This window comes from Nocardiopsis salina YIM 90010 (genome assembly GCF_000341025.1).
GTDB classification, from domain to species: domain Bacteria; phylum Actinomycetota; class Actinomycetes; order Streptosporangiales; family Streptosporangiaceae; genus Nocardiopsis; species Nocardiopsis salina.
Genome location: NZ_ANBF01000182.1, coordinates 16,144 through 37,068 on the forward strand (window position 1 = coordinate 16,144; position 20,925 = coordinate 37,068).

General features: G+C 67.4%; 19 protein-coding genes. 13 read left to right on the forward strand and 6 right to left on the reverse strand.

Annotated features, from left to right (window positions below; all coding sequences use genetic code 11):
- The first annotated feature begins 302 nt into the window (after nucleotides 1-302).
- Both D474_RS29515 and D474_RS29520 read left to right on the forward strand, forming a co-directional pair.
- Nucleotides 303-917: an NADPH-dependent FMN reductase gene (locus D474_RS29515; RefSeq protein ID WP_017615449.1), complete on the forward strand. Its 615-nt coding sequence runs from the start codon at nucleotides 303-305 to the stop codon at nucleotides 915-917.
- Nucleotides 914-1,765: a methyltransferase domain-containing protein gene (locus D474_RS29520; RefSeq protein ID WP_017615450.1), complete on the forward strand. Its 852-nt coding sequence runs from the start codon at nucleotides 914-916 to the stop codon at nucleotides 1,763-1,765. The genes D474_RS29515 and D474_RS29520 overlap by 4 nt, the downstream gene beginning before the upstream one ends.
- A gap of 704 nt (nucleotides 1,766-2,469) precedes the next feature.
- Here the strand turns inward: D474_RS29520 and D474_RS0120935 are convergent.
- Complete coding sequence (locus D474_RS0120935) at nucleotides 2,470-3,510, reverse strand: glutathione S-transferase family protein (RefSeq protein ID WP_017615451.1); 1,041 nt, start codon at nucleotides 3,508-3,510, stop codon at nucleotides 2,470-2,472.
- A 252-nt stretch (nucleotides 3,511-3,762) separates the two neighbouring features.
- Here D474_RS0120935 and D474_RS0120940 point away from each other — a divergent pair, with 252 nt between their 5' ends.
- On the forward strand, nucleotides 3,763-5,046 hold the full coding sequence (locus D474_RS0120940) for an FAD-dependent oxidoreductase (RefSeq protein ID WP_017615452.1): 1,284 nt from the start codon (nucleotides 3,763-3,765) through the stop codon (nucleotides 5,044-5,046).
- A gap of 63 nt (nucleotides 5,047-5,109) precedes the next feature.
- Here D474_RS0120940 and D474_RS32830 read toward each other — a convergent pair whose 3' ends face one another.
- Nucleotides 5,110-5,253, reverse strand: coding sequence for a hypothetical protein (locus tag D474_RS32830; RefSeq protein ID WP_017615453.1), 144 nt, complete (start codon nucleotides 5,251-5,253; stop codon nucleotides 5,110-5,112).
- A gap of 515 nt (nucleotides 5,254-5,768) precedes the next feature.
- Complete coding sequence (locus tag D474_RS32395; protein WP_017615455.1) at nucleotides 5,769-6,059, reverse strand: hypothetical protein; 291 nt, start codon at nucleotides 6,057-6,059, stop codon at nucleotides 5,769-5,771.
- Between the two features lie 205 nt (nucleotides 6,060-6,264).
- On the opposite strand from D474_RS32395, the gene D474_RS0120960 reads away from it, so the two are divergent.
- The 7 genes from D474_RS0120960 (at nucleotide 6,265) to D474_RS31225 (ending at nucleotide 13,695) form a co-directional block, all read left to right on the forward strand.
- On the forward strand, nucleotides 6,265-7,116 hold the full coding sequence (locus D474_RS0120960) for a helix-turn-helix domain-containing protein (RefSeq protein WP_017615456.1): 852 nt from the start codon (nucleotides 6,265-6,267) through the stop codon (nucleotides 7,114-7,116).
- Between the two features lie 12 nt (nucleotides 7,117-7,128).
- Nucleotides 7,129-7,308, forward strand: coding sequence for a DUF397 domain-containing protein (locus D474_RS0120965; protein ID WP_017615457.1), 180 nt, complete (start codon nucleotides 7,129-7,131; stop codon nucleotides 7,306-7,308).
- Nucleotides 7,309-8,212: 904 nt separating this feature from the next.
- Complete coding sequence (locus D474_RS0120970) at nucleotides 8,213-9,085, forward strand: hypothetical protein (RefSeq protein ID WP_017615458.1); 873 nt, start codon at nucleotides 8,213-8,215, stop codon at nucleotides 9,083-9,085.
- Nucleotides 9,086-9,142: 57 nt separating this feature from the next.
- Nucleotides 9,143-9,838 carry a hypothetical protein gene (locus tag D474_RS0120975; protein ID WP_017615459.1) on the forward strand — a complete coding sequence of 232 codons (696 nt, stop codon included), beginning with the start codon at nucleotides 9,143-9,145 and terminating at the stop codon, nucleotides 9,836-9,838.
- A gap of 36 nt (nucleotides 9,839-9,874) precedes the next feature.
- The gene (locus D474_RS0120980) at nucleotides 9,875-11,296 is read left to right on the forward strand and encodes a hypothetical protein (protein ID WP_239647133.1); all 1,422 of its coding nucleotides are present in this window, start codon (nucleotides 9,875-9,877) and stop codon (nucleotides 11,294-11,296) included.
- A 9-nt stretch (nucleotides 11,297-11,305) separates the two neighbouring features.
- Nucleotides 11,306-13,129, forward strand: coding sequence for a DEAD/DEAH box helicase (locus tag D474_RS0120985; RefSeq protein WP_017615461.1), 1,824 nt, complete (start codon nucleotides 11,306-11,308; stop codon nucleotides 13,127-13,129).
- 56 nt (nucleotides 13,130-13,185) lie between these two features.
- On the forward strand, nucleotides 13,186-13,695 hold the full coding sequence (locus D474_RS31225; RefSeq protein WP_083931896.1) for a DNA mismatch endonuclease Vsr: 510 nt from the start codon (nucleotides 13,186-13,188) through the stop codon (nucleotides 13,693-13,695).
- Here the strand turns inward: D474_RS31225 and D474_RS0120995 are convergent.
- Nucleotides 13,675-14,808, reverse strand: coding sequence for a DNA cytosine methyltransferase (locus D474_RS0120995; protein ID WP_017615462.1), 1,134 nt, complete (start codon nucleotides 14,806-14,808; stop codon nucleotides 13,675-13,677). The genes D474_RS31225 and D474_RS0120995 overlap by 21 nt on opposite strands.
- Before the next feature lie 430 nt (nucleotides 14,809-15,238).
- Here D474_RS0120995 and D474_RS29525 point away from each other — a divergent pair, with 430 nt between their 5' ends.
- On the forward strand, nucleotides 15,239-16,753 hold the full coding sequence (locus tag D474_RS29525; RefSeq protein WP_040704108.1) for a serine/threonine-protein kinase: 1,515 nt from the start codon (nucleotides 15,239-15,241) through the stop codon (nucleotides 16,751-16,753).
- 70 nt (nucleotides 16,754-16,823) lie between these two features.
- Here D474_RS29525 and D474_RS0121005 read toward each other — a convergent pair whose 3' ends face one another.
- On the reverse strand, nucleotides 16,824-17,432 hold the full coding sequence (locus D474_RS0121005; protein WP_017615463.1) for a CueP family metal-binding protein: 609 nt from the start codon (nucleotides 17,430-17,432) through the stop codon (nucleotides 16,824-16,826).
- A gap of 216 nt (nucleotides 17,433-17,648) precedes the next feature.
- Here D474_RS0121005 and D474_RS0121010 point away from each other — a divergent pair, with 216 nt between their 5' ends.
- Entirely contained in the window at nucleotides 17,649-18,740 is a 1,092-nt protein-coding gene (locus D474_RS0121010; RefSeq protein ID WP_017615464.1) for an Rv2578c family radical SAM protein, read from the forward strand.
- A gap of 21 nt (nucleotides 18,741-18,761) precedes the next feature.
- Here D474_RS0121010 and D474_RS0121015 read toward each other — a convergent pair whose 3' ends face one another.
- On the reverse strand, nucleotides 18,762-19,559 hold the full coding sequence (locus D474_RS0121015; RefSeq protein WP_017615465.1) for a class I SAM-dependent methyltransferase: 798 nt from the start codon (nucleotides 19,557-19,559) through the stop codon (nucleotides 18,762-18,764).
- Nucleotides 19,560-20,080: 521 nt separating this feature from the next.
- Between D474_RS0121015 and D474_RS0121020 the strand changes: the two genes are divergently transcribed.
- Complete coding sequence (locus D474_RS0121020; protein ID WP_017615466.1) at nucleotides 20,081-20,923, forward strand: nitrilase-related carbon-nitrogen hydrolase; 843 nt, start codon at nucleotides 20,081-20,083, stop codon at nucleotides 20,921-20,923.
- The last annotated feature ends 2 nt before the right edge of the window (nucleotides 20,924-20,925 follow it).

Below are 20,925 nucleotides of genomic sequence, written 5' to 3' on the forward strand. Positions count from 1 at the left end.
ATCGACGAAGCGATCCTGTGGGTGCACACGCCCTACGACGCGGGCGTGCATCAGGCCCTGGACCCCTTGCTGTCCCCCGGGGCTACCGTGGCCCAACTCTGGGGCAGTGCTGGTGCCGACCCGAATCGGAGCCGTCCTCTGCCGGAGCAGTACAGGCCCCCGCGAAACTATCGCAGCGTCGTGCTCGGGTTCACTCGGACCACACACGGAACCCGTTGGCTGACCGACCGAGAGATCTCCAACGGTGCACTGCGGGGGCTGAGTGAACCTGATCCGGAACAGACCGTAGGAAGGACGCAACCATGGTCCGATCGCCCGTGAAGGCGCACGTCCTTTGCTTGCAGGGCAGCCTGGGCGTCCCGTCCAGGACGGCTGTCCTCTTGGAGCTGGTCGCTCGGCTCCTGCAACGGCAGGGAGCGACGACCGAGACCGTCGATATGCGGGACGTGTCCCTGCCGCAAGTCGACCCCCGCTACCACGGCGCCCCCGAGGACAACCCGGCCCCCGCGGTAGGCGGCTTCCTCGCCAAGGTGCGGGCCGCAGACGCCATGGTGTGGGCCAGCCCCGTGTACCACAACTCCTACTCCGGGGCTTTGAAGAACGCCATCGACCACCTGTCCATCGCCGATGTCCGGGACAAGCCCCTGGCGCTGTGCGGGAACGGCGGGCGACGCGCCAGTGTCCAAGCCACCGACCACTTGCGGATCGTCGCGCGTTCCCTGCACGGGATCGCCGTACCACTCGGGGTCACTACGGCCAATGGCGACTACGCCCGTGAGGGCGACGATTTCCGGATCAGGGAAACCGAGGTGGTGCAGAGGTCAGCTGCCATGTGCGATCAGCTGCTTGACTACGTGGAGAAATTCAGGACCGCGCCGGAAGTGCCCACCAGGGCTCCAGCGGTGGGACGGACATGAGCACCCCGGAGGCTCCCCGCCAGTTAGCGGAATTCAGTAACGAGGACGGCTTCCGCTTCGAGGGTCGAAGCTCGAGCAGTTCCGGGATCCGCGACCAGATCAAGATCCTGGACCTCAACAATGCGCGTCGCGGTGTCCGCTCGCTCAAGGAATGGGCGTTGTTCCGGCTCGCACCGGAATCCGGCCACCGCGCTCTGGACATAGGGGCGGGTACTGGAGAGGACACCGTCGCGCTCGCGGAACGAGTCGGACCAGGAGGGAGCGCGACCGGCGTTGAACCGGCCAATGGTTTGCGGAAGGAAGCACGGCGACGCGCCGGCGACCGTCACCCCGGGGTCGAGTTCGTGGACGGGGACACCCGGACCCTGCCCTACGGCGAAGGTCACTTCGACGTTATCCGCTGCGAACGGGTTTTACAGCACATCGCCAATCCGGAGGAAGCGGTTCGGGAAATGGTCCGTGTCTTGAGGCCCGGCGGGCGAATCGTGCTCATCGACACAGACTGGTCGACCTCCACCCTTCACCCGGGCCGCCCCGATCTTGTACGCCGGGTTCTCGGCGCTCTCAGCGCTCCGCTGGCAAATCCCGAGTCGGGGCGACAGCTGAGGGGGCTCCTGGTCCGGGCCGGCATCGAAATCTCCGATGTGCACGCGTCTACCTGGATCGATGACGGGGACGCGGGTCTGCGCGGCACTGCCGCGGCAATCCCCGAGCGTGCGCTGAAGGCTGGTGCCATCACACGGGAGGAGGCAGACCAGCTCTCCCGCGAGTTCTCGGAGTCGTCCCGGGCGGGGACGTTCTTTCGTTCCACCACCATGTTCGCGGTCTGCGGAGTCCGCCGAACCTGAGGATGACCCGGCCTCGTCGGGGCCGGCGTTCGGGCGGCCCCGCCCGAACGCCGGCACTGCGACGAGCGATCAACCCAGCGCCATCGGGACCCTCGCAGCCCCGGTGACGACCGCGCGCTCCAATGTTGCCCCGGATCAGCTGTTGCAGGCCGAACCTGTTTGGCGAACACCGATTACCTGTTGTGCGGCGCGCCAGTGGCACTCTCTCGGAGTTCTCATCAGTCGATAGGAGCCCCAGTTGTCGCATCACCGTCGCGCAGGTGACCGACGACCCGTGTGAGCACCTCGGTGGCGGCCGACAGCTGCGTTTTATCGACTGTGTCCAAGGCCTTGCACAGCAGGGCGGCGCGCAGGATATTACACCCGCACCGGCGCCGGCCCGCGCGCGGCCCTGCTTCCCACCCCGAGGAGGCCTTCGCCGAGCTGACCCGCAGCAGCGCGCCTAGCCCGCCTCGATCGTCGACGGTGTCCGGCCGTGCCTCGTCGCAGGCGCTCCCGATCCGGTAGAGGCGGCCGCGACACGGACTCGGAGGAGAGCGGCGCCGACGAGCCCATGGTGCAGAACGTCATCGCCGACCCCTGCGGGCCGCGGCGTTCCCACGCGCTCCAGGCCGTAGCCTTCGGGGCGAGCCGCGCGATGCCGCGTCAGCGGAGGAACGGCAGGGATGACGGGACGACCGGGGCGTTCAGCGGCGCTCGCATGGTCAGGGGCTCGATCGCCGGTACTCCCCCGGTTCCGGAACCCGCTCCCCCTCCGGCACCGGCCCCGGCGCGGTCCCGCCGCCGAACGGGGAACCGCCCAACGCCTCACGCCCGTGCGGGATCAGCCACTGGCGCGGGTCCGGGCCCGCCGCCACGATCCGGGTCGGGTTGATGCCCTCGTGGACCCAGTAGTAGTGCACCCGGATGTGGTCGAACTGGGTGGTGTCACCGAACCCGGGTGTCTGGAACAGGTCTCGCGCGTAGGCCCACAGCGCCGGGTACTCGATGAGCTTGCGGATGTTGCACTTGAAGTGGCCGTGGTAGGCGGCGTCGAACCGGACCAGGGTCACGAACAATCGGATGTCGGCCATGGTGATGTGGTCGCCGACCAGGTAGCGCCGGTCGGTGAGGCGTTCTTCGAGCTCGTCGAGGCGGGTGAAGAGCCGGGTGACCGCGCGGTCGTAGCGTTCCTGGTCGGGGGCGAACCCGGAACGGTAGACGCCGTTGTTGATGTCGCGGTAGACCCACGCGCCGATCTCCTCGATCTCGTCGCGCAGGGGTACCGGGTACAGGTCGGGGGCGCCCTCGCGGGTGAGCCTGTCCCACTCGGTGGCCATGTCCAGGGCGAAGCGGTTGTAGTCGTTGGTGACAAGGTGGCCGGTGGGCACGTCGACCAGCCCCGGAACGCTGACTCCCCCGTCGTAGTCGGGGTCGCGGGCCAGGTAAGCCTCGCGCAGCGCGTGGATGCCCAGCACAGGGTCGCGGTCGCCGGGGCTGCCGGTGTCCTCGGTGAAGACCCAGTGCGGGTCGCCGTCGATGATCTCCTGCTTGGGGTCGGTCACCGTGAGGGAGATCGTGTTCTCCAGGCCCATGAGGCGGCGGGTGATGACCGTGCGGTGCGCCCAGGGGCAGGCGCGGTTGATGACGAGGCGGTACCGCCCGGGCTCCGCCGTGCGTTCGAACCGTCCGTCGGCGGTGACGCGGTCGTCGAACGCCGCCGATTCGCGCTTGATCTCCTCGGTCGGGATCCGGTTGGCGCGCACGGTCTGCCCCCATTTCTCGCGTTGCTTCGCGGCCGGTGGTCCGCCGTCGGTGGATCGTCTCCGGCGGACCGCTGCCGGTGGTCCTGCCCTGCGCGGCCGCGTTTGTCACCGGGGGCGCTGCGACCAGTGGCACGGCGGCACAGCGTTCCCCTGACAGCTTCCCAGACGGGCTTCCCGGATAGGCGGTGGTCTCGGGGGAAGAACCGCAGTACGGGAACCGAGGGACACGCCCCGAACCGTGGAGGAGCTGCGATGAGCGCCGTCAAGAACATCGACACCACCTGCGTGATCGTGGGCGGCGGTCCTGCCGGGATGATCGCCGGGCTCCTGCTCGCGCGGGCGGGTGTGGAGGTGACCGTGCTGGAGAAGCACGCCGACTTCCTCCGCGACTTCCGTGGGGACACCGTGCACCCGTCCACCCTGCGGCTGCTCGACGAGCTCGGGTTGGCGGAACGTTTCGCAGCATTGCCGCAGACGCGGTTGGAGCATGTGGCCTTCCCCGTCGACGGCGGTTCCGTGACCATCGCCGACTTCACCCGGCTGCACACGCCGCACCCCTACATCGCGATGGTGCCGCAGTGGGATCTGCTCGATCTGCTCGCCGACGCCGCACACCGGGAACCCACGTTCACGCTCCGCATGAACACCCGCGCGACCGGCCTCCTGCGTGAGGGCGAGCGCGTGGTAGGCGTCGAGTACGAGGGGGCGGACGGGCCGGGGCAGATCCGCGCAGACCTGACCCTGGCCTGTGACGGGCGTCGTTCCCTGCTGCGCGATCTCACCGGGCTGGATTCGAAGGACTTCCCGCTGGACGTGGACGCGTGGTGGTTCCGACTGCCCGGGAGCGGGCCGGAGGAGCTCGCCCTGTCCCCCAGGGCCGGCGCCCGGCGCTTCATGGTGGTCTTTCCCCGCGAAGGGTATCTGCAGATCGCCTACATCGGCCCGAAGGGGACCGACGCCGAGCTGCGGGAACGGGGTGTCTCCGCCTTCCGCCGGGACATCGGCGAACTCGCACCCGAGCTCGCCGAACGCACCGACGCCCTGACGTCGATGGACGAGGTCAAGCACCTGGACGTACGCATGGACCGGCTGCGCCGTTGGCACTCCGACGGGCTGCTGTGTATCGGCGACGCAGCCCACGCGATGTCCCCCGTCGGTGGTGTGGGCATCAACCTCGCCGTGCAGGATGCGGTGGCCGCCGCGACCCTGCTCGCCGGCCCGCTCCGCCGGGGTCGGCCCACCCCCGCGCAACTGGCCAGGGTTCGTCGGCGGCGGTTGCTCCCGACGATGCTCGTGCAGGCGCTGCAACGCGGCATCCACCGCAACGTGGTGACGCCGATCCTCGAGGGTCAGCGAGCGGGCCCGCCCAAGCCGATCATCGCGGCGCTGCGCCGCTTCCCCGCGCTCACGCGCGTGCCCGCCCATCTCGTCGGCCTGGGGCTGCGGCCGGAGCATGCGCCCGAGTTCGCGAGGAGGGCGCCGCAGGATCCGCGGAACTCACGACCGGCCTCGTCCGGGAGCTCGGGCCCGGCCTGACCTCGGTACCAGTGGTGGACCTTTTCCTGCTCTGTTGTCTCGGGACCTGAATCCGGATCAGAGTCAGGGCAGCTGCTCTCGCTCAGCTGCTGCGCATTCGCTCCGGTTCTGAAGACGTATGCGGTCGACCTCGTCGGAGAACTCCTGCTCGTCGGGGGTCAGGGGCAGGTCGGCGGCGGGGTCGTCGGCGCTGTAGGTGCGGACCATGGGTGCTCCTCAAGCTGGGAATGCGAGCGCGGGTGTGCTGTGCAGCCCTGTGGCTGTGGCGCGGCCGGGCGGGGAGCCCCGTTATCTGGGGAGACAGGGCGTTACCCGGCCGCGCCGGTCTCTTCTTGTTAGGGACGAAATCGGCTCCTGGTCCCGGCATCACGTTCGGAGTCAGGTTGCGACCGGACCACCGATCTGGCGCCCGGGGTTGCGCAGCCGCCGTTCGAGCTCGTCGGGTGTGCGCTCCATGAGGGTCGGGGTGACGCCGTTGATGCGTGCGGTGGCCATCCACCAGTTGGGCGTGCGCCAGATGCACCAGCGATGCCCGTAGGTGCGTCGCAGGTGGGCCAGGTCCGGATCGGGTTCTGAGTCAGGCTTCGAAGCCGTAACCAGGTCCGGATCCATATCCGGCGTCGGACCAGGGCCCGGATCCAGATCCTTGTTCGGGCTCGGATTCGGGTTCCGACGCGGGCTCGGGATCGGGCCAGGGTTCGTGGGAGGAACGGAGGCGTTCTTCACATCGCCTCCCCGGTGCGCGCATCACGCGCGAACGGACCGGCCGCCCGAAAGTTCTGAGCGAGCAGGTTCTGGACGAACTGATGCAAGGCCACCCCGGCCAAGCGGGTGAGGTCCTCGGGTTGGAAGGCGTAGCACCGCACCCGATGGGCGCGCCTCGCGCGGACGACGCGGGTGGTGCGCCCCAGGTGCGTAGTGCGCCCGGAGCGCGTTGTGTGCGGCCGGTTTCCGATGGTCGGCCAGGTCGGTGAGGTCGATCGGTTCCGCAGGTTGCGTGGGTCGCGCTCCATGGCGCACACCTCCAGAGAAGAAGCCGGTTGGAAGGTCCGGCGGGAATGTGTACACCCACAAGAACATGAAATCTTCAGAGTTACAAGCGATTCAGATTTTGAATCACCACCTACCATGAGGATTTCATATATTCTGTGTTCGGATGCCCGAATCGGCTGACAGCCGTAACATCCTGAGTGACCCCGTCACAGCAGGAGAGCACTCATGCCCGACACCCCTCGAAGTCTCAGCGTGCGGCGCCGCAGGCTCTCCGAAGAGCTGCGGGCCTTGCGCAACGACGCAGGGATGACACTTGAGGCCGCAGCAGCGGCCACCGAGTGGAGCGTTGGCAAGGTCTCCAACATCGAGACCGGTGTTCGCCTCCGGCCTTCCGTGGTCGAAGTGCGGGCCCTCCTGGACGTCTATGGCCTCACCGATGAGCATCGACGCGAAGCTCTGATCGCCATCACACGCCAGGCCGGCAAGAAGGGCTGGTGGACCAAGTACAGCGACGTCTTCCCCGACGAGTTCCCGGTGCTCGAATCGGAAGCCACTGCGATCAGCACCTACGAGCCGATGGTCATCCCGGGGCTCCTCCAGACCCCGGCCTACGTCGAGCTCCTGACCAAGTCGGCCAACCTCGTCCGCGACCCGATCGACATCCAGCGTGTGGTCGACGCTCGTCGCCGCAGACAGGAGCTCCTCTCCGGAGCGGACCGGCCGGAACTGTGGGCCATCATCGATGCCGGAGCCATCGAACGCCTTCGAGCCGCCCCGGACGTATGCCGCGAACAGGCCGCTCACATTGCGGACCTGGCAGACAGAGGAGACGGCGTCACCGTTCAGATCGTTCCGTTCAGCGCAGGCATTCACGTCGGCGCCAAGGGTTCCTTCGTTCTGATGGACTTCGCCGCAGCCGACTCGGTCACCTACCTGGAAATGGACCAGGACGGCCTGTTCCTGGAGTCGGCGGACGAGACAACGCGTTACCGGAACCTGTTCAACCACCTCGTGAGCCGCTCACTCGGTGTGGACGAGAGCGTCGCCTACCTGCGCGACGCCGCCAAGAAACCCTGAAAGAAGCAGCCGATGCTCATCCCCGACGACCTCGACTTCCGGACATCCAGCTACAGCGACCGGAGCAACTGCGTGGCCTTCGCTGACGCCCACGGCAGCGCCGTCATCCGCGACTCCCAGCACCCGGACCGCGAGCACCTCCCCTTCGCCGCGTCGGAGTGGGTGGCGTTCCTCCGCACCGCGAACGCGTAGAGACCGACGCACGAGGGCCCTCGGCACGAGGCAGAGGGCCCTCAAGTACATACCGGGAACCGTCAGCCTCCGCGTTGCCACCGAGAGCGCGCCACTCGCCGACGTGCGCGCCACGACGTAGCTCGCCGCACGACTGCATGGCCGACTATGGCCACGCAATGAACGCCGGCAACGGGTAAGTCACCTGCATGGAGCAACTGACGTTCCGCAAGTTCAGCTACTCCAGCACCACAGGCCAGAACTGCGTCGCCTTCGCTGACGCGCACGGCGGCGCCCATCCGCGACTCCCAATACCCCGATCGCGAACACGTCCCCTTCACCGCCGCCGAGTGCGTGGCCTTCCTGCCGCACGGACGTGTAGGACGCAGGAAAACAAGCATGCGGCAAGGGCCCTCGGCACGAATCAGAGGGCCCTTGGCGCATGACCACGCCGGACCCAAGACCCCTCTGACCGGCACTGATTTCTGATCTCGAACCTCTGAGCTCTGCAAGTGGCCACAGCTCGTCGGCTTCATCGACATGGGCGCGTATGGCCAGAGCCCGGCGGCCCAGCTACGTTCACAAGGCACATACCTCGCATCCACCCGTCAGTACGCATGCGCAGACACTTCACCCATAACCACCTGAAGTCACGCGATCACGGTGCGGCAAAAACGCGTCGCCGGCACTGCTCAGGAGCAGGTTCCTACACCCCCATCTGCCGGTCCCCCCGGAATTCAAAACATCTCAAAGAGGCGCAACCGGCGCACAAGCCCTCAGGGGTGTCTGCAACCTCGCAATTTGCAGCAAGCCCGGAACAATCCCTGAATTTGTGGAAATCCCGGAACTTGTGGCAAGCTGGGGCGATCGGGGCAGCACCGCAGTTTCGTTTCCTCCCAACGCGCCCCACGAACCGAGGTGAGCTATGCGCGCAGACCCCCCGAGCAACCGGCATCAGGATCAGGATCAGAAACGTCGGGTTGCCTACAGCCTGGCCGACCTCGCGCAGGAGTTCATCACCAGTCGCGGATGGACTCAGTGCCAGGTCGCCAAGAAGACGCGGGAGCTCGAAAACGCTGTTCCGCATAACCAACGGGAGCTGGTGAGGTCGTTCTCCAATTCCTGCCTGTCCCGTTGGAAGACGGCCATCGACAAGCCAGTGCTGCGGCACCAGTTTGTCTCGGTGGCGTATGCCTCGGCACACCTGGAATGGGAATCCTCCGGCGAGGAGGGCGAAAAACCCGGGTTGGGCCACATGTTGGACCTGTGGGAACGGCGGCATCCACCCTCGCCCTTCATCAAGGACAACAACAAGGACGAGGCAGGCAAGGCGACGGAAACGCAGCCTGCGCCTGCCTCGACGCCAGCGCCGGAGCGGCCGCAAATCGACCTCAGCGATTCCGCGCAGATCAAGGCGTTGCGTTCGTACGGCGTCACCGGGATGAACCTCCTCACCGCCGCACGGGCCGGGGACCAGAGGGCGGCGCTCGACTATGCGCTGCTCCGTGCTCTCGACGGCCACCGCCAGGAGAGCCAGGGTTGGTTCCGTGCCGCCTCCGCCGACGACGTCCTTGAACAGGTCGCGGTGCAGTACTACGACTCGCTCCCCTCGTTGGCCGAAATCGCGGTCGAGCGCGCCGCCGCTCTCCCCGATGACGGCATCTACCAGGAGCGCAGGGCACTGCTCCTAGAGCGGGCAGCCACACACCGCTCACCGCGTGCAGCCGACCTGTTCGCCGACCATCTCGAAAGGCGGGGAGAACAAGGCGCTGCAGCACGTTGGCGCGCGATGGGTTAAACCCCTGTCTCCAGCAACACAGCTCCACTCGATGACAACCCAAAGGAGTCCCCTCACATGGCCCCGCGCTGGAACGATCCCAATACGAAACTGGGCGTCCGTGCCCGCATCGCCCTCTGGCTTCACGAAGAAGTCGGGGAAGGCAACGTCTTCGTGAAAGCCGACCTGCGCGAGGCTTTCCCTGAGTCCGAGCAAGTGGACCGCAGGATGCGGGAGCTGAGAGAGCACGGCTGGGTGCTCGACACCAATAAGCAGGACGAGGGCCTCAGGCTCAACCAGCTGCGCTTCGTCAAAGCCGGCGTGCCCATCTGGGAGCCCGGCGCCATGAAGCGCAACTCTTCGGCTCAGATCAACAACAAGCAGCGCTCGGCCGTGATGTCCGCAGACGACTTCATGTGCACGGCGTGCGGCATCGCAGCAGGCGAGGAGTACGCGGAGTTCCCTGGCGCGGAGCCGGCCCAGCTCGCCGTCAGCTCCCGCGCCATGGAACATGCGGACGGGAGCACCAGCACCGAGTTCATCACTGAGTGCAAGAGGTGCAAGGCCGGGACCCCCGCCGAAGACGCGCCGAAACTCCTGCACGTGCTCGACGGGATCGAGGACGTCGGCCCTGCCGAGCGCGAAGAGCTCGCCCAGTGGATCCGCAGGGACCACCGCCTGGTCCGACGCGTCGAACAGTTGTGGACCCAGTACCGCCGCCTGCCTGCCGACTCCCGGGCGGAAGTCGCCGACCGCCTCCGCAAGCAGCCGTAAGCGCAACCCCCTCGAAAGGACATGACTGTGACTCAGATGCCCGTACAGACCCCCCGCGGTGATGAGATCCGCACCATCGTCGAGACCCGGCTTGCCGAGGCCCGTGCTTCCGGCCGAGCGGCGGAAACCGTTCGGATCGAGTTCAGGGGCGAGCCCACCGCCCTTGAGGTCGTCAAGATGCCGGTGGCCGATCTCTACTACAACCCATATACGCACCGCGTCCGTGTTCAGCGCGCCTACGACCCTGTTCGGGATTCCGAGCTCAAGCTCCACCCGTTCAGCGACGAAAGCCAGCGGTACTTGCATGGACTGCTGAGCGGCAACCCGGAACAGCCCGACGCAGTGGACCCGGCCTTCGAAAAGCTCCGGGACGATCTGGAGGAGTACGACCAGAACGACCCGGGGATCATCACGCCCAGCGGTGTCCTGGTCAATGGCAACACCCGACGTGCGGCCCTCCGCGACCTGGGAAAGGATCACATCCGGGTCGCTGTCTTGCCGGCCGACACCACGTGGCCGGACATCGAAGCGATCGAGCTGGAACTACAGCTGCGTCCCGATCTCAAGCGGGAGTACTCGTACATCAACCGTCTCGTCGCAGTCAACGAGATGGTTGTAGCGGGACGGAACATCAGTGAAATCACCAAAGCGTTCCGGACCACCACAAAGAGCATCGATCGGGACCAGTGGGTTTACAGCTTCATCAGTGAGGCAATCAAACGGAGCGAGACCAAGTTGGCCGACGGGAGCCCCGTTTCCCTCCGCCTCATGGATTTCGAGGGCCACGCAGAGAGCCTTCGGGAACTCTACCGCCACTACCAGCAGCTGAGCGGCGCCGACGCCGACCTGCTGAGGGAGAGCCGCCTCTTCTCCCTGATGACAGACTTGGCCAAAACCGAACTCCGGTATGTCCGTCCGGATTTCCACGAACGTTATCTCTCTCCCCGGTTGAGCAAGCGTTTCGCCCCGGCCGAGCAGTCAGCGCCTGAGACCGGAATCCCCGGTTTCGACGCGGCCCCCGACCTCGAACTCCCTGGGGACTCGGACGCCGTGCAGCAGGCCCGGGTCGCCACGGACACTCTCCTTCAGGCCACCACCAAGGCCAATGTTTCTGAGTTCCTGAGCCCTGCTGAGCGAGAAGAGACCACCGAGCTCATCGAGAGCGCAACACAGTCCGTTCGGGATGCGGCAGATGAGTCGAAGGCGTTCGACCTCCGCGAGAAGCGCAAGGCTGCCGCAGCCGAGCGGCTCAGGGAGGCGGTCCGCCTGATTGAGGAAACCACGGAACAAGTTGCCAAGGCCCGTGGGCACAACCTGATGGAGCACCAGGAGCTGGATGAGGCCATGGTGGACCTCTCCGCCGCGCTCAAGAAACTGTCCAAGCATGCGTCCCGTGGGGTCACAACCCCGGGAGACGGGCTCACCTGGCTACAGCACTCCGTCTCCAACAACCCCTAAGGACCACCCATGCCGACTCTGCAGCTCGCCCTGGGGCAGGAGGGGACCTCGGTCTCCCTCCACTCCGAGGACTCTGAGCCCGATGATATCGGGCGGATGGCCGCACAGTTCCCTGGGAGCCAGCGCACGGCACCGCGAACGCTCCAGGTACCGCTCGACGCCTTCCTCCAGAACCCCCAGGGTCTGAGGGCGTGGCCGTCTTCTGATGTGCGCTGGCCGAAAGCCCTCCACCAGCTTCTGAGCGATTCCCTGCGCGATGCGCAGAAGGCCAAGGCCGGCCTGGAGGGCCTCCCCGAACAGCAGTCTGTGAAGGTCAACCCGGAGGAGATTGAGGAGTATCTCGCCCCGGGCTGGATCGCCCCTCTTGCCTGGTTTCAGCGGCGAGACATCAGCAAACTCGCTGAGCTGAGCCACGGGGCGAACTTCAGTGTTCCCGGCGCGGGAAAGACCCGCGTCGCGTTGGCCGACTTCCACGCCAAAAGGCAGGCCGAGGAAGTACAGCGCCTTCTTGTCGTCGCCCCGAAGTCCGCGCATTCAAGCTGGTTTAACGAGAACCAGCTCTGCTTGTCCCGCCCGTTGCGGGCCGACATCGTGGGCGGGGGAAAGACCAACCCCCTCGCCGAGATCCTGATCATCAACTACGAACGGTTGGCCACCCAAGAGGTCTTCCTGAGCAAGTGGCTGACCGCCCAGCCGTCCATGATCGTGCTCGACGAAGCCCACCGCATGAAGCGCGGCTCCACAGGGGTCTATGGCCGGGTCTGCCTGCGTTTGGCCCCCCTGGCCCGGCGCAGGGTCGCCCTGACGGGGACCCCGGCCCCCAACGGGGTCCAAGACCTGCAGAACGTTTTCAACTTTGTCTGGCCCGGGCTCGGCGGCCGCCATGTCGAACAAGCGACCGCGAACCAGTCCCTGGGCGAGGCCAGCTCGCAACTGAAACCGTTCTTCTGTCGCACCACCAAGAAGGAACTGAACCTCCCTCCCCTCAACGCCACGTTTGTCCGGGTGGCGCTGGAGGGTCGGCACAAGGAGGTCTACGCGGCCATCCGCGGCGAAGAGAGCTTGCGTTCCGCCACGGGCCGACCTGGGGAATTGGAGCGCTACGGGCGTTCGGCGATGAACCTCATCATGGCCGCAACCGCACCCGCGCTCCTGAGCTCCGGCAACAGCCGGTACGAGCCCCTCCCCTATAACGTCCCGAAGGTCGAAGAACCGCAGGGCCAGACGCTCGTCCAACTCCTCGCCGACCTCCCCAGGTTCGAGGACTCCCCGAAGTACGAAAAGGCCAAGGAGTTGGTCGCTGCCAACGCGGTACGCGGGCGCAAGACGATCGTGTGGTCGACCTTCATCCGCTCCCTCACGACGCTGGAGCGTATGCTCGCCGAGCTGACGCCGGCCATGGTGTACGGGGGCACGGTTGACAGGCAGGAGCAGATCGACCGGTTCCGGAATGACCCGAATTGCATGGTGCTGTTGTCCAACCCGGCCACACTCGGGGAAGGCATCAGCCTGCACGACGTGTGCCACGAGTCGGTCTACGTCGACCGGGACTACAACGCCGGCCGGTTCTTGCAGAGTTTGGACCGCATCCACCGTTTGGGATTGCCGAGCGACACTGAGACCAATGTGCGCATCATCGTCGCTGAGCAGACCATCGATGAACTCATCGAAGTGCGCTTGGCTGACAAGCTCCACTTCATGGGTGCGGTCTTGGACGACCCCGGCGTCGAGCAGCTGGCCGACCTGGAGGATTACTCCGACGTTCCGGCCGGCCTCGAGCGCTCTGACCTGGAATCGCTGCTGTCCCACCTCAACAGGACACAGCAGCAGTGAAGGAGCTGAAGCCGTCCAGCCACGGGCAGCCTCCGCCACAGGTTAGCCTGCGGAGCGTGGACACCGAAGGACTCAGGGCAGGCCCCCGGAACTCCTCCGCCGGGCCTGCTCATGCGGCCGACAGCACAGAGACGTGGGAAGCCCCGGAAGGGTCCTGGGCTTCCTCAGCCGCCAACCGGCGCAGTATGCGGGGCAACCGCAGCCGGGACACCAAGCCCGAGCTAGCTCTGCGCCGTCTCGTGCACGCACAGGGACTGCGTTACCGGGTCGCCGCCAAACCCCTACCGAAGATGCGCCGGACGGCCGATCTCCTCTTCCGCCCGGCCAAGGTCGCGGTCTTCGTCGACGGGTGCTTCTGGCACGGGTGCCCTGAGCACTTCGTACCACCGAAGACCAACCCCGGTTACTGGGAGCAGAAGATCGGCGGGAACATGCAACGGGACCACGACACTGACGCACGTCTAGCGGGAGAAGGCTGGTTGGTCCTTCGTTTCTGGGCGCACCAAGATCCCGAAGAATGCGCCAAGACCGTCGTGCAGACTGTGTCAGCCCGCCGAAAGCTCTAGCCTGCGCTCCCCGATCACCAAGGTGGCCTCTGGGGGCTCGGGGGGTGTCTCTTTCCGGTCAGCGGCGTTGAGGGCTTCGAAAATCGCTTCGCCCACTGCCTGCGCCACAAGCGGGGGGAAAGCGTTGCCGACTTGGCGGTAGGCGGCTGTCTTACGCCCGACGAACTTCCACTGCTCCGGGAACCCTTGGATAAGCGCTGCCTGGGCAACGGTCAGCTTGGGTCCACGCGGACCGAAAAGATCGCGTTCTTCGTCCTTGGTCTGCCCCAGCGGTTCAGCGACCCCGTGCGCGTCGACGCCGAGTTCCTCCCAGGCGCGCTTAGCCCTGGTCGGCCCGAGGTCAGCACCGCCATGCTTCTTAGATCCGCCTACGAGTGTCGGGGCGACGCTGTTCTTCGCCTTAGCCTTGGCGAGCCACTGGGCAAACGCCTGGTTTGCCTCATCACGAGTTCTTGTCTCAGCTGCGGAGAACCGCTGTCGCATGGACTCCTCGAGAGCGTCCGCGACCGTGGTTTCCTTGCTGGCTCCGCTAGGCTCGATGAAGTACGGTGCGTCGGACTTCATCATCGCGACGAGGATTGACCGCGGCCGGAGCTGTGGGACCCCGAAGTTTCGCGCCTCCAGAAGCTTCCAGAAAACGACGGTGTATCCGAGACCTTCCAGACGGCTCTTGATCTGATCCCGGTACGCTCGGAACTGCTCATCGAGCAACCCGCGGACGTTTTCGATCATGACCGCTCGGGGACGGAGCTTATCGACCATGTCGAGCATGGCCGGAAAGAGATCACGCTCGTCATCGGCCCCGAGCCGCTTTCCCGCCATCGAAAAGGGCGGGCACGGAACACCGCCGGAAATCAGCGCAAGCTTCTTCGCGTCTTCTGTTTGGATGCGCTTCTCAAGGTCAGCTGCGCTGAACGTAGTGAGGTCCTCTTCCAGGACCTCACACCGGCGCCAACCCTGCTTTTCGGTGTTGTACCGGAGAGTCTGGGCAGCATGGGGATCAACTTCGATCAATGCCCGGTGGCTGAAGCCTGCGTTATGCAGACCGACCGCTTGTCCGCCTGCTCCCGCGCAGATCTCTACGGACGCGTACGCGCCGTCGCCGCCCGACATCAGTGACCTCTCCTCATTCAGACCAGATGCAACCTGACGCCGCACCCGGACCTACATCGAACACCCGATCGATGAACAGTACAACCCGATCTTCCCACGCCCTGCCACCAGGCCTCACAGGCCCCCTGTTTGCCATGCGCATCGCGAGATTTGGGAGTTGCGCGCGGGCGAGGGAAGGGGGTCTCATCAGGCTCTTCCGCACCACGGCTGACCTTATCTCAGACCGGGCTGGCCGCGGGCTTCAAGCGCCCTGGCCGCATTGAGCGGACTATCGTCTGCGCCCTCGGAGGCCTCGGCCACACCCCCGGGGGCGGTACCGTCGAGATCGTGTGTTACCGGAACGACACAGGACAGACCGGATACGCACGCGGGCGGCAGCCCCGCTCGGCCCGCACACGACCGTCCCGTGTCCCGACCACCGGAGGCCCCAGTGAGCTCCCCCTCTCCCCTGCGTGAAACCGACCCGCGCCGCGTGGGCGCGTTCGTCCTGACCGGACGGATCGGAACAGGGGGCCAGGGCACCGTGTACCTGGCCGAGGGCCCGGACGGTGCCCCGGTGGCGGTCAAGACCCTCAACAGCCAGGTCGTGGACGACCCGGGCATGCGGCAGCGGTTCGTGCGCGAGGCGCAGGCCGCGCGGCAGGTCGCGTCGTTCTGCACCGCGGCGGTTCTGGCGGTGGACTTCGACGCACGGCCGCCCTACATCGTCAGCGAGTACGTGGACGGCCCCTCGCTGCAGGACCACGTGGACGAGCGCGGCCCGATGGGCGGCGGGGAGCTCGGCCGTCTCGCCGTGGCGACGGCCACGGCGCTGGTGGCGATCCACGAGGCGGGGATCGTGCACCGCGACTTCAAACCCGGGAACGTGCTGCTGGGCGGCGACGGCGCCCGGGTCATCGACTTCGGGGTCGCGCAGAACACACTGGGCGGCAGCACGCTCACCAATTCTCCGATCGGCACGCCGGCGTTCATGGCGCCGGAGCAGATCGCGCACGGGCGGGCCACACCGGCCTCGGACGTCTTCTCCTGGGGCGCGGTCATCGCCTACGCGGCGATGGGAAGCTCGCCGTTCGAGGGCACGACTGTGCACAACGTCCTGCACAACGTCATCAACATCGAACCGGACCTGCGGCGTCTGCCCGAGCCGCTGCGTTCCCTGGTGGCGGGCGCGCTGTCCAAGGACCCGGCGCAACGTCCGAGCTCGGTGGACGTGCTCATGGCGCTGTTGGGGCGCCAGGGCGGCCCGTCGGACGCGGGCACGCTGGTGCAGGCCGCGCACGCCGCGCAGGCGACGATGGTCGACCCGAACGCGGCGCAGCAGCCCGGGGCGACCGCCGTGGCACAGAAGAAGCGTTCGGGTGCGCGCGGTTGGCTGATCGGCGCCGGCGCGGTGGCCGCGGGGGTTGCGCTGTTCCTGGCGGGCCTGTCGCTGGGCGGTGGCCTGGACGGGCTGGACGGTGCCCCGGGGAACGCTCAGGTCGGTAGCGACCAGTCGGCCTCGGGTGAGGAGGGCGACGCTCAGGAGGACCCGTCCGAGGAGCCGCAGGAGCCCGATGAGCCGGCGTCCGGGGACCGCGATCTCGACCCTGCCGAGGGCGTTCCGCGCTTCTCCCAGGCCCACGAGGGCGACTGGGAGGGTGTGGCCGAGAACGGCGCCCTGGTGGAGCTGCAGGCGGATGAGGGCGATCAGAGCGGGCAGCTCGACATCGACCGCGACGACTGCGACACCGACCTGAACCTGAGCGGGGCGACCGACCGCGGGTACAACGGTGTGGTCTCCTTCGAGGCGTCCTCCCCCGGCCAGTGCGTGCTCACGCAGCCGGCCCAGTTGGACGAGCAGGTCGCGGTGATCGTGGACGGCGACACGATGGCGATCGACTTCTTCGAGGAGGGCGATGCCGGCGGTGAGCCGGTGACCACGCTCAGCCTGGCCCGCACCGACTGATCAAGCCGATCCAAGGTGCGGTGGAGCCGTCCACGCCTGCACCGGGAGCCGGATCCCCGGACCCGATGCCTCAGTCCAGCTCGAGGGTGGTCAGGCAGGTGGGGTCCTCCTCGCCGGTGGAGACCCGTGTACTGCCGCTGTACTCGTCGTGCTCGACGGTGACGGTGGCGTCGATGCCGCTGGGCAGCCAGTACCCGGCGAAGCCGTTGTCGAAGGTCTGCACGGTCTCCTCCACCAGGACGCTGTCGTCGGCGTCGTCGGTGATGGTCACGTCGATCTCCTCGTCGCGCAGCTCACCCAGGCAGGTGGTGAGGCTGTGGAAGAAGCAGTCGTGGGTGTGCTCGACGTAGGGCGCCATCGACAGGTAGAAGCGATCCTCGGGCAGGTCGAGCTCGGCCTCCTGGCCGCCCTCCGGTCCCTCCGAGGCGTCGGAGAGCACGAGGGAGCCGGGCTGCACCGAGGCCATGAGGTCGGTCGGCCGCTCCTCCACCGCCATGGTGTCGAGGCGGTCGACGACCTCCTCGGGGTCGAGGCCGTCGAGCCCGTGCTCGGCGAGCAGCTCGTCCGCGGAGACCTCTCCCCCGCCGGTGGGGACGTTGCCCTCGGGTTCGGGGACACTGCAGGCGCTGAGGGCGAGGGCGGCGGTTGTCGCGACCGCGGCCGGTGCCGTGAACTTCATGGGGTTGTCCTGTCCGTTGCGGTGGGGTCGTCGACCGCGGCCAGATTATACCGGGTGCGGGTATCGCCCGCAGCGCCCCCGGGAAAGTGCCGACGCTGCCCGGCACCGCCGCGCCACCGCCCGCAGCCCCGCGACGACCCGCCACGCCCCGCACTTCCGATCACTTGCCCACAGGCCGCCCTGGACAGCCCATCGAAAACATGTTCGAATATGCCCATGCGCTGGGAGAACCTCCGTGAGGACACCGCCGACGAGACCGCACAGCAGACTTTGTTCGAGGCCCCGCCCCTTCCCGAGCGCGGCACCGGCCGCGCGGGGCTGAGGGCGCCGGGTCCCGGACCCGTGGAGTCCGGCGGCGACGGCTCCCCCGTGGCCGTGGAGATCCGGGCGCGCTCGATCCTCAACAAGGTCCCGGGCGAGGACCCCATGTTCCGGTGGACCCTCAACCCGTACCGGGGGTGCGCGCACGCCTGTGTGTACTGCTTCGCGCGGCGCACGCACGAGTACCTGGACCTCGACAGCGGCCGCGACTTCGACACCCGCATCATGGTCAAGGTCAACGCCGGGGAGCTCCTGCGCGCCGAGCTCGCGAGCCCCGGCTGGGCGGGCGAGCCGGTGGCCATGGGCACCAACACCGACCCCTACCAGCGGGCGGAGGGCCACTACCGGCTCATGCCGCAGATCATCGGGGCGCTGCGCGACGCCGCCAACCCGTTCTCGCTGCTCACCAAGGGCCGCCTCGTCCTGCGCGACCTCGACCTCATCGAGGAGGCCTCCCGCGTGACCGACGTCGGCCTGGCGGTCTCGGTCGGGTCGGTGGACGAGGCGGTGTGGCGGTCGGTGGAACCGGGAACGCCGAGCCCGCGCGCACGCCTGGACGTGGTGCGCCGGTTCGCCGAGCGGGGCCTGAGCTGTTCGGTGCTCATGGCGCCGATCCTGCCCGGGCTCACCGATTCCGCGGAGCAGATCGAGGAGACCGTCGCTGCGATCGCCGAGGCCGGGGCGGCTCGCCTCACCCCGATCGTGCTGCACCTGCGCCCCGGTGCCCGCGAGTGGTACCGGTCGTGGCTGCAACGGGAGCATGCGCACCTGGTGCCCCTGTACCGGGAGCTCTACGGTCGGGGGTCCTACGCGCCCAAGGCCTACAGCGACGCCGTGGTGGCCGCGGTGCACGAGGCCGCCGCGCGCCACGGGCTCAACGGGCCGGCCGCGCACCGGCCCCGCGGGGGCGACCGCCGCGTTGCCACCGAGCCGCCAGCCTCCGGCTCACCGCAGCGCCCCGTCCAGCAGCTCTCGCTCGGGTTCTGAGGCGCCCCTTGCCCTCCGGCCTCAGTTGCCGAGGCCGTGCCGGGGCACGGTGATTCGCATCTTGGACTGCCCGTGCGGCAGCTCCTCCCAGTCCTCCATGAACTCCGCGTCCAGGCCGTGCTTGTGCGCCAGGGAGACGAGCGTCTCGGTGCGGTAGTAGAAGTCCTCGCGCAGCACGTGGTGCTCATTGCCCTCGGTGCGGTCGAAGGTGAAGTCGAAGAACCCGCCGGGGGCCAGGATCCGCTCCACGTGGCCCAGCGCCTCGTCGATGACCTCGATCGGCGAGTGCGAGAAGACGCTGTGGGCGTGCACGACGTCGAAGTGGTTGCGCGGCAGGAAGTCGAAGGTCAGGTCGTGGGTGAGCGTCAGGTGGGGGAGCTTGTCCTGCAGCCCGTGCTCGGCCAGCACCTTCTTCGCGGAGATGAGGATGTCCGGCGAGATGTCGATGCCGTAGTAGTCACCGGAATCGAGGTAGTCGATGAAGCGCCACCCGGCGCGCAGGTTTCCGCAGCCGATGTCGAGCATGCGCTGTCCGGGCTTGAGGCCGTGTTCCTCGACGAGGTAGTCGAACTGCATCTGCCCCAGGGCCATCCAGCGCTTCTCGTTGTGGCTGCCGACGGCCTTGCGGGGATCGCGGGCCGTGTCGGAGGCCATCACCGCGCGGTAGTAGGAGACGTGGTCGCGGTGGGTGAGCCGCAACTTCAGGTCACGGGCGGAGCGGCGCAGGAACGGGCCGATCCGTTCCGGGTGTCGGATCGCGTAGCGGACACGGTGCCCCAAAGAGGAACGATCCGCGGTGAGTGAGGTTCGCTTCGGCATCGGTTCTTCGTTGCCTTCTCGGTCGGTCGCCCAGGCGCCGTGACGCTCCGGGTAGCGGGAACACGTCACGTCCGCGGGCCGGGTGCGCGGGGGGCCGCACCGTCGCGGACGGGGACCCAGGCTCTCACGCGCACGCGCTTGCGTGGGTCGGGGACGCGCACTGTTTCCCGCGCCGACACCGGCCGTGGCCGGCACCGAGACGGCGACGTGATCGCGGCCCGTTCAGAACCCCCCGTTCTTCTGGACCCGGAATCCCCGTGTGTGGGATCCATGAAACCACTTCCCCATTCGGTGTCAAAACCTGTCGGCTCCCCCGAACCCGAGCTCCGCTGAACGGGACACCGGGCACCGAGCAGGCCCATTCACGTGGATCGGAAACGCCGCCGCGACAACCCCGCGCGGATGTCGGGCATTGACCCTCCGCCCACCGTTCCCTACAGTTCGGCGACACGCGCACCGCCTACTCACCCAGCGTTCTGAGCCGCCCACCCGGCGGCACTCTTCCGAGGAACGAGGCAAGCATGCCGCACAACGTCCGTGCAGCACTCGTCCAGACCGAATGGACCGGCGACACCGAATCCGTGCTCGCGGCCCACGAAGAATACGCGCGGGACGCAGCCGCGCAGGGAGCCCGGGTCATCGGCTTCCAGGAAGTGTTCAACGCCCCGTATTTCTGCCAGGTCCAGGACCCCGAACACCACAAGTGGTCCGAACCGGTTCCGGACGGCCCCACCGTCACCCGCTTTTCCGCCCTGGCCCGTGAGCTGGACATGGTCATGGTGCTTCCGGTCTTCGAGGTCGAGGGCCCCGGCTTCTACTACAACACCGCCGCGGTGATCGACGCCGACGGAACCTACCTCGGCAAGTACCGCAAACACCACATTCCGCAGGTCAAAGGGTTCTGGGAGAAGTTCTACTTCCGCCCCGGGAACCTGGGCTGGCCGGTCTTCGACACTGCGGTCGGGCGCATCGGCGTCTACATCTGCTACGACCGCCACTTCCCGGAGGGATGGAGGGCCCTGGGGCTGGCCGGCGCCCAGCTGGTCTACAACCCCTCGGCGACCCACCGCGGCCTCTCCTCCTACCTGTGGAAACTCGAACAGCCCGCCGCCGCGGTGGCCAACGCCTACTACATCGCCGCCATCAACCGTGTGGGTGTGGAGGAGTACGGCGACAACGACTTCTACGGGACCAGCTATTTCGTGGACCCGCGCGGCCGGTTCGTGGGGGAAGTCGCCTCCGACACCTCCCCCGAGCTGGTCGTGCGCGACCTCGACCTCGGCATGGTCGACGAGGTCAGGCAGCAGTGGGCCTTCTACCGCGACCGCCGCCCGGACGCCTACAACCCCCTCGTCGAAGGCTAGGA

What these genes read in the sequence shown, in the direction of transcription:
- D474_RS29515 (WP_017615449.1), top strand. Translation starts at nt 303, where the DNA reads ATGGTCCGATCGCCCGTGAAGGCGCACGTCCTTTGCTTGCAGGGCAGC.
- D474_RS29520 (WP_017615450.1), top strand. Translation starts at nt 914, where the DNA reads ATGAGCACCCCGGAGGCTCCCCGCCAGTTAGCGGAATTCAGTAACGAG.
- D474_RS0120940 (WP_017615452.1), top strand. Translation starts at nt 3,763, where the DNA reads ATGAGCGCCGTCAAGAACATCGACACCACCTGCGTGATCGTGGGCGGC.
- D474_RS32830 (WP_017615453.1), bottom strand. Translation starts at nt 5,253, where the DNA reads ATGGTCCGCACCTACAGCGCCGACGACCCCGCCGCCGACCTGCCCCTG.
- D474_RS32395 (WP_017615455.1), bottom strand. Translation starts at nt 6,059, where the DNA reads ATGGAGCGCGACCCACGCAACCTGCGGAACCGATCGACCTCACCGACC.
- D474_RS0120960 (WP_017615456.1), top strand. Translation starts at nt 6,265, where the DNA reads ATGCCCGACACCCCTCGAAGTCTCAGCGTGCGGCGCCGCAGGCTCTCC.
- D474_RS0120965 (WP_017615457.1), top strand. Translation starts at nt 7,129, where the DNA reads ATGCTCATCCCCGACGACCTCGACTTCCGGACATCCAGCTACAGCGAC.
- D474_RS0120970 (WP_017615458.1), top strand. Translation starts at nt 8,213, where the DNA reads ATGCGCGCAGACCCCCCGAGCAACCGGCATCAGGATCAGGATCAGAAA.
- D474_RS0120975 (WP_017615459.1), top strand. Translation starts at nt 9,143, where the DNA reads ATGGCCCCGCGCTGGAACGATCCCAATACGAAACTGGGCGTCCGTGCC.
- D474_RS0120980 (WP_239647133.1), top strand. Translation starts at nt 9,875, where the DNA reads ATGCCCGTACAGACCCCCCGCGGTGATGAGATCCGCACCATCGTCGAG.
- D474_RS0120985 (WP_017615461.1), top strand. Translation starts at nt 11,306, where the DNA reads ATGCCGACTCTGCAGCTCGCCCTGGGGCAGGAGGGGACCTCGGTCTCC.
- D474_RS0120995 (WP_017615462.1), bottom strand. Translation starts at nt 14,808, where the DNA reads ATGTCGGGCGGCGACGGCGCGTACGCGTCCGTAGAGATCTGCGCGGGA.
- D474_RS0121005 (WP_017615463.1), bottom strand. Translation starts at nt 17,432, where the DNA reads ATGAAGTTCACGGCACCGGCCGCGGTCGCGACAACCGCCGCCCTCGCC.
- D474_RS0121010 (WP_017615464.1), top strand. Translation starts at nt 17,649, where the DNA reads ATGCGCTGGGAGAACCTCCGTGAGGACACCGCCGACGAGACCGCACAG.
- D474_RS0121015 (WP_017615465.1), bottom strand. Translation starts at nt 19,559, where the DNA reads ATGCCGAAGCGAACCTCACTCACCGCGGATCGTTCCTCTTTGGGGCAC.
- D474_RS0121020 (WP_017615466.1), top strand. Translation starts at nt 20,081, where the DNA reads ATGCCGCACAACGTCCGTGCAGCACTCGTCCAGACCGAATGGACCGGC.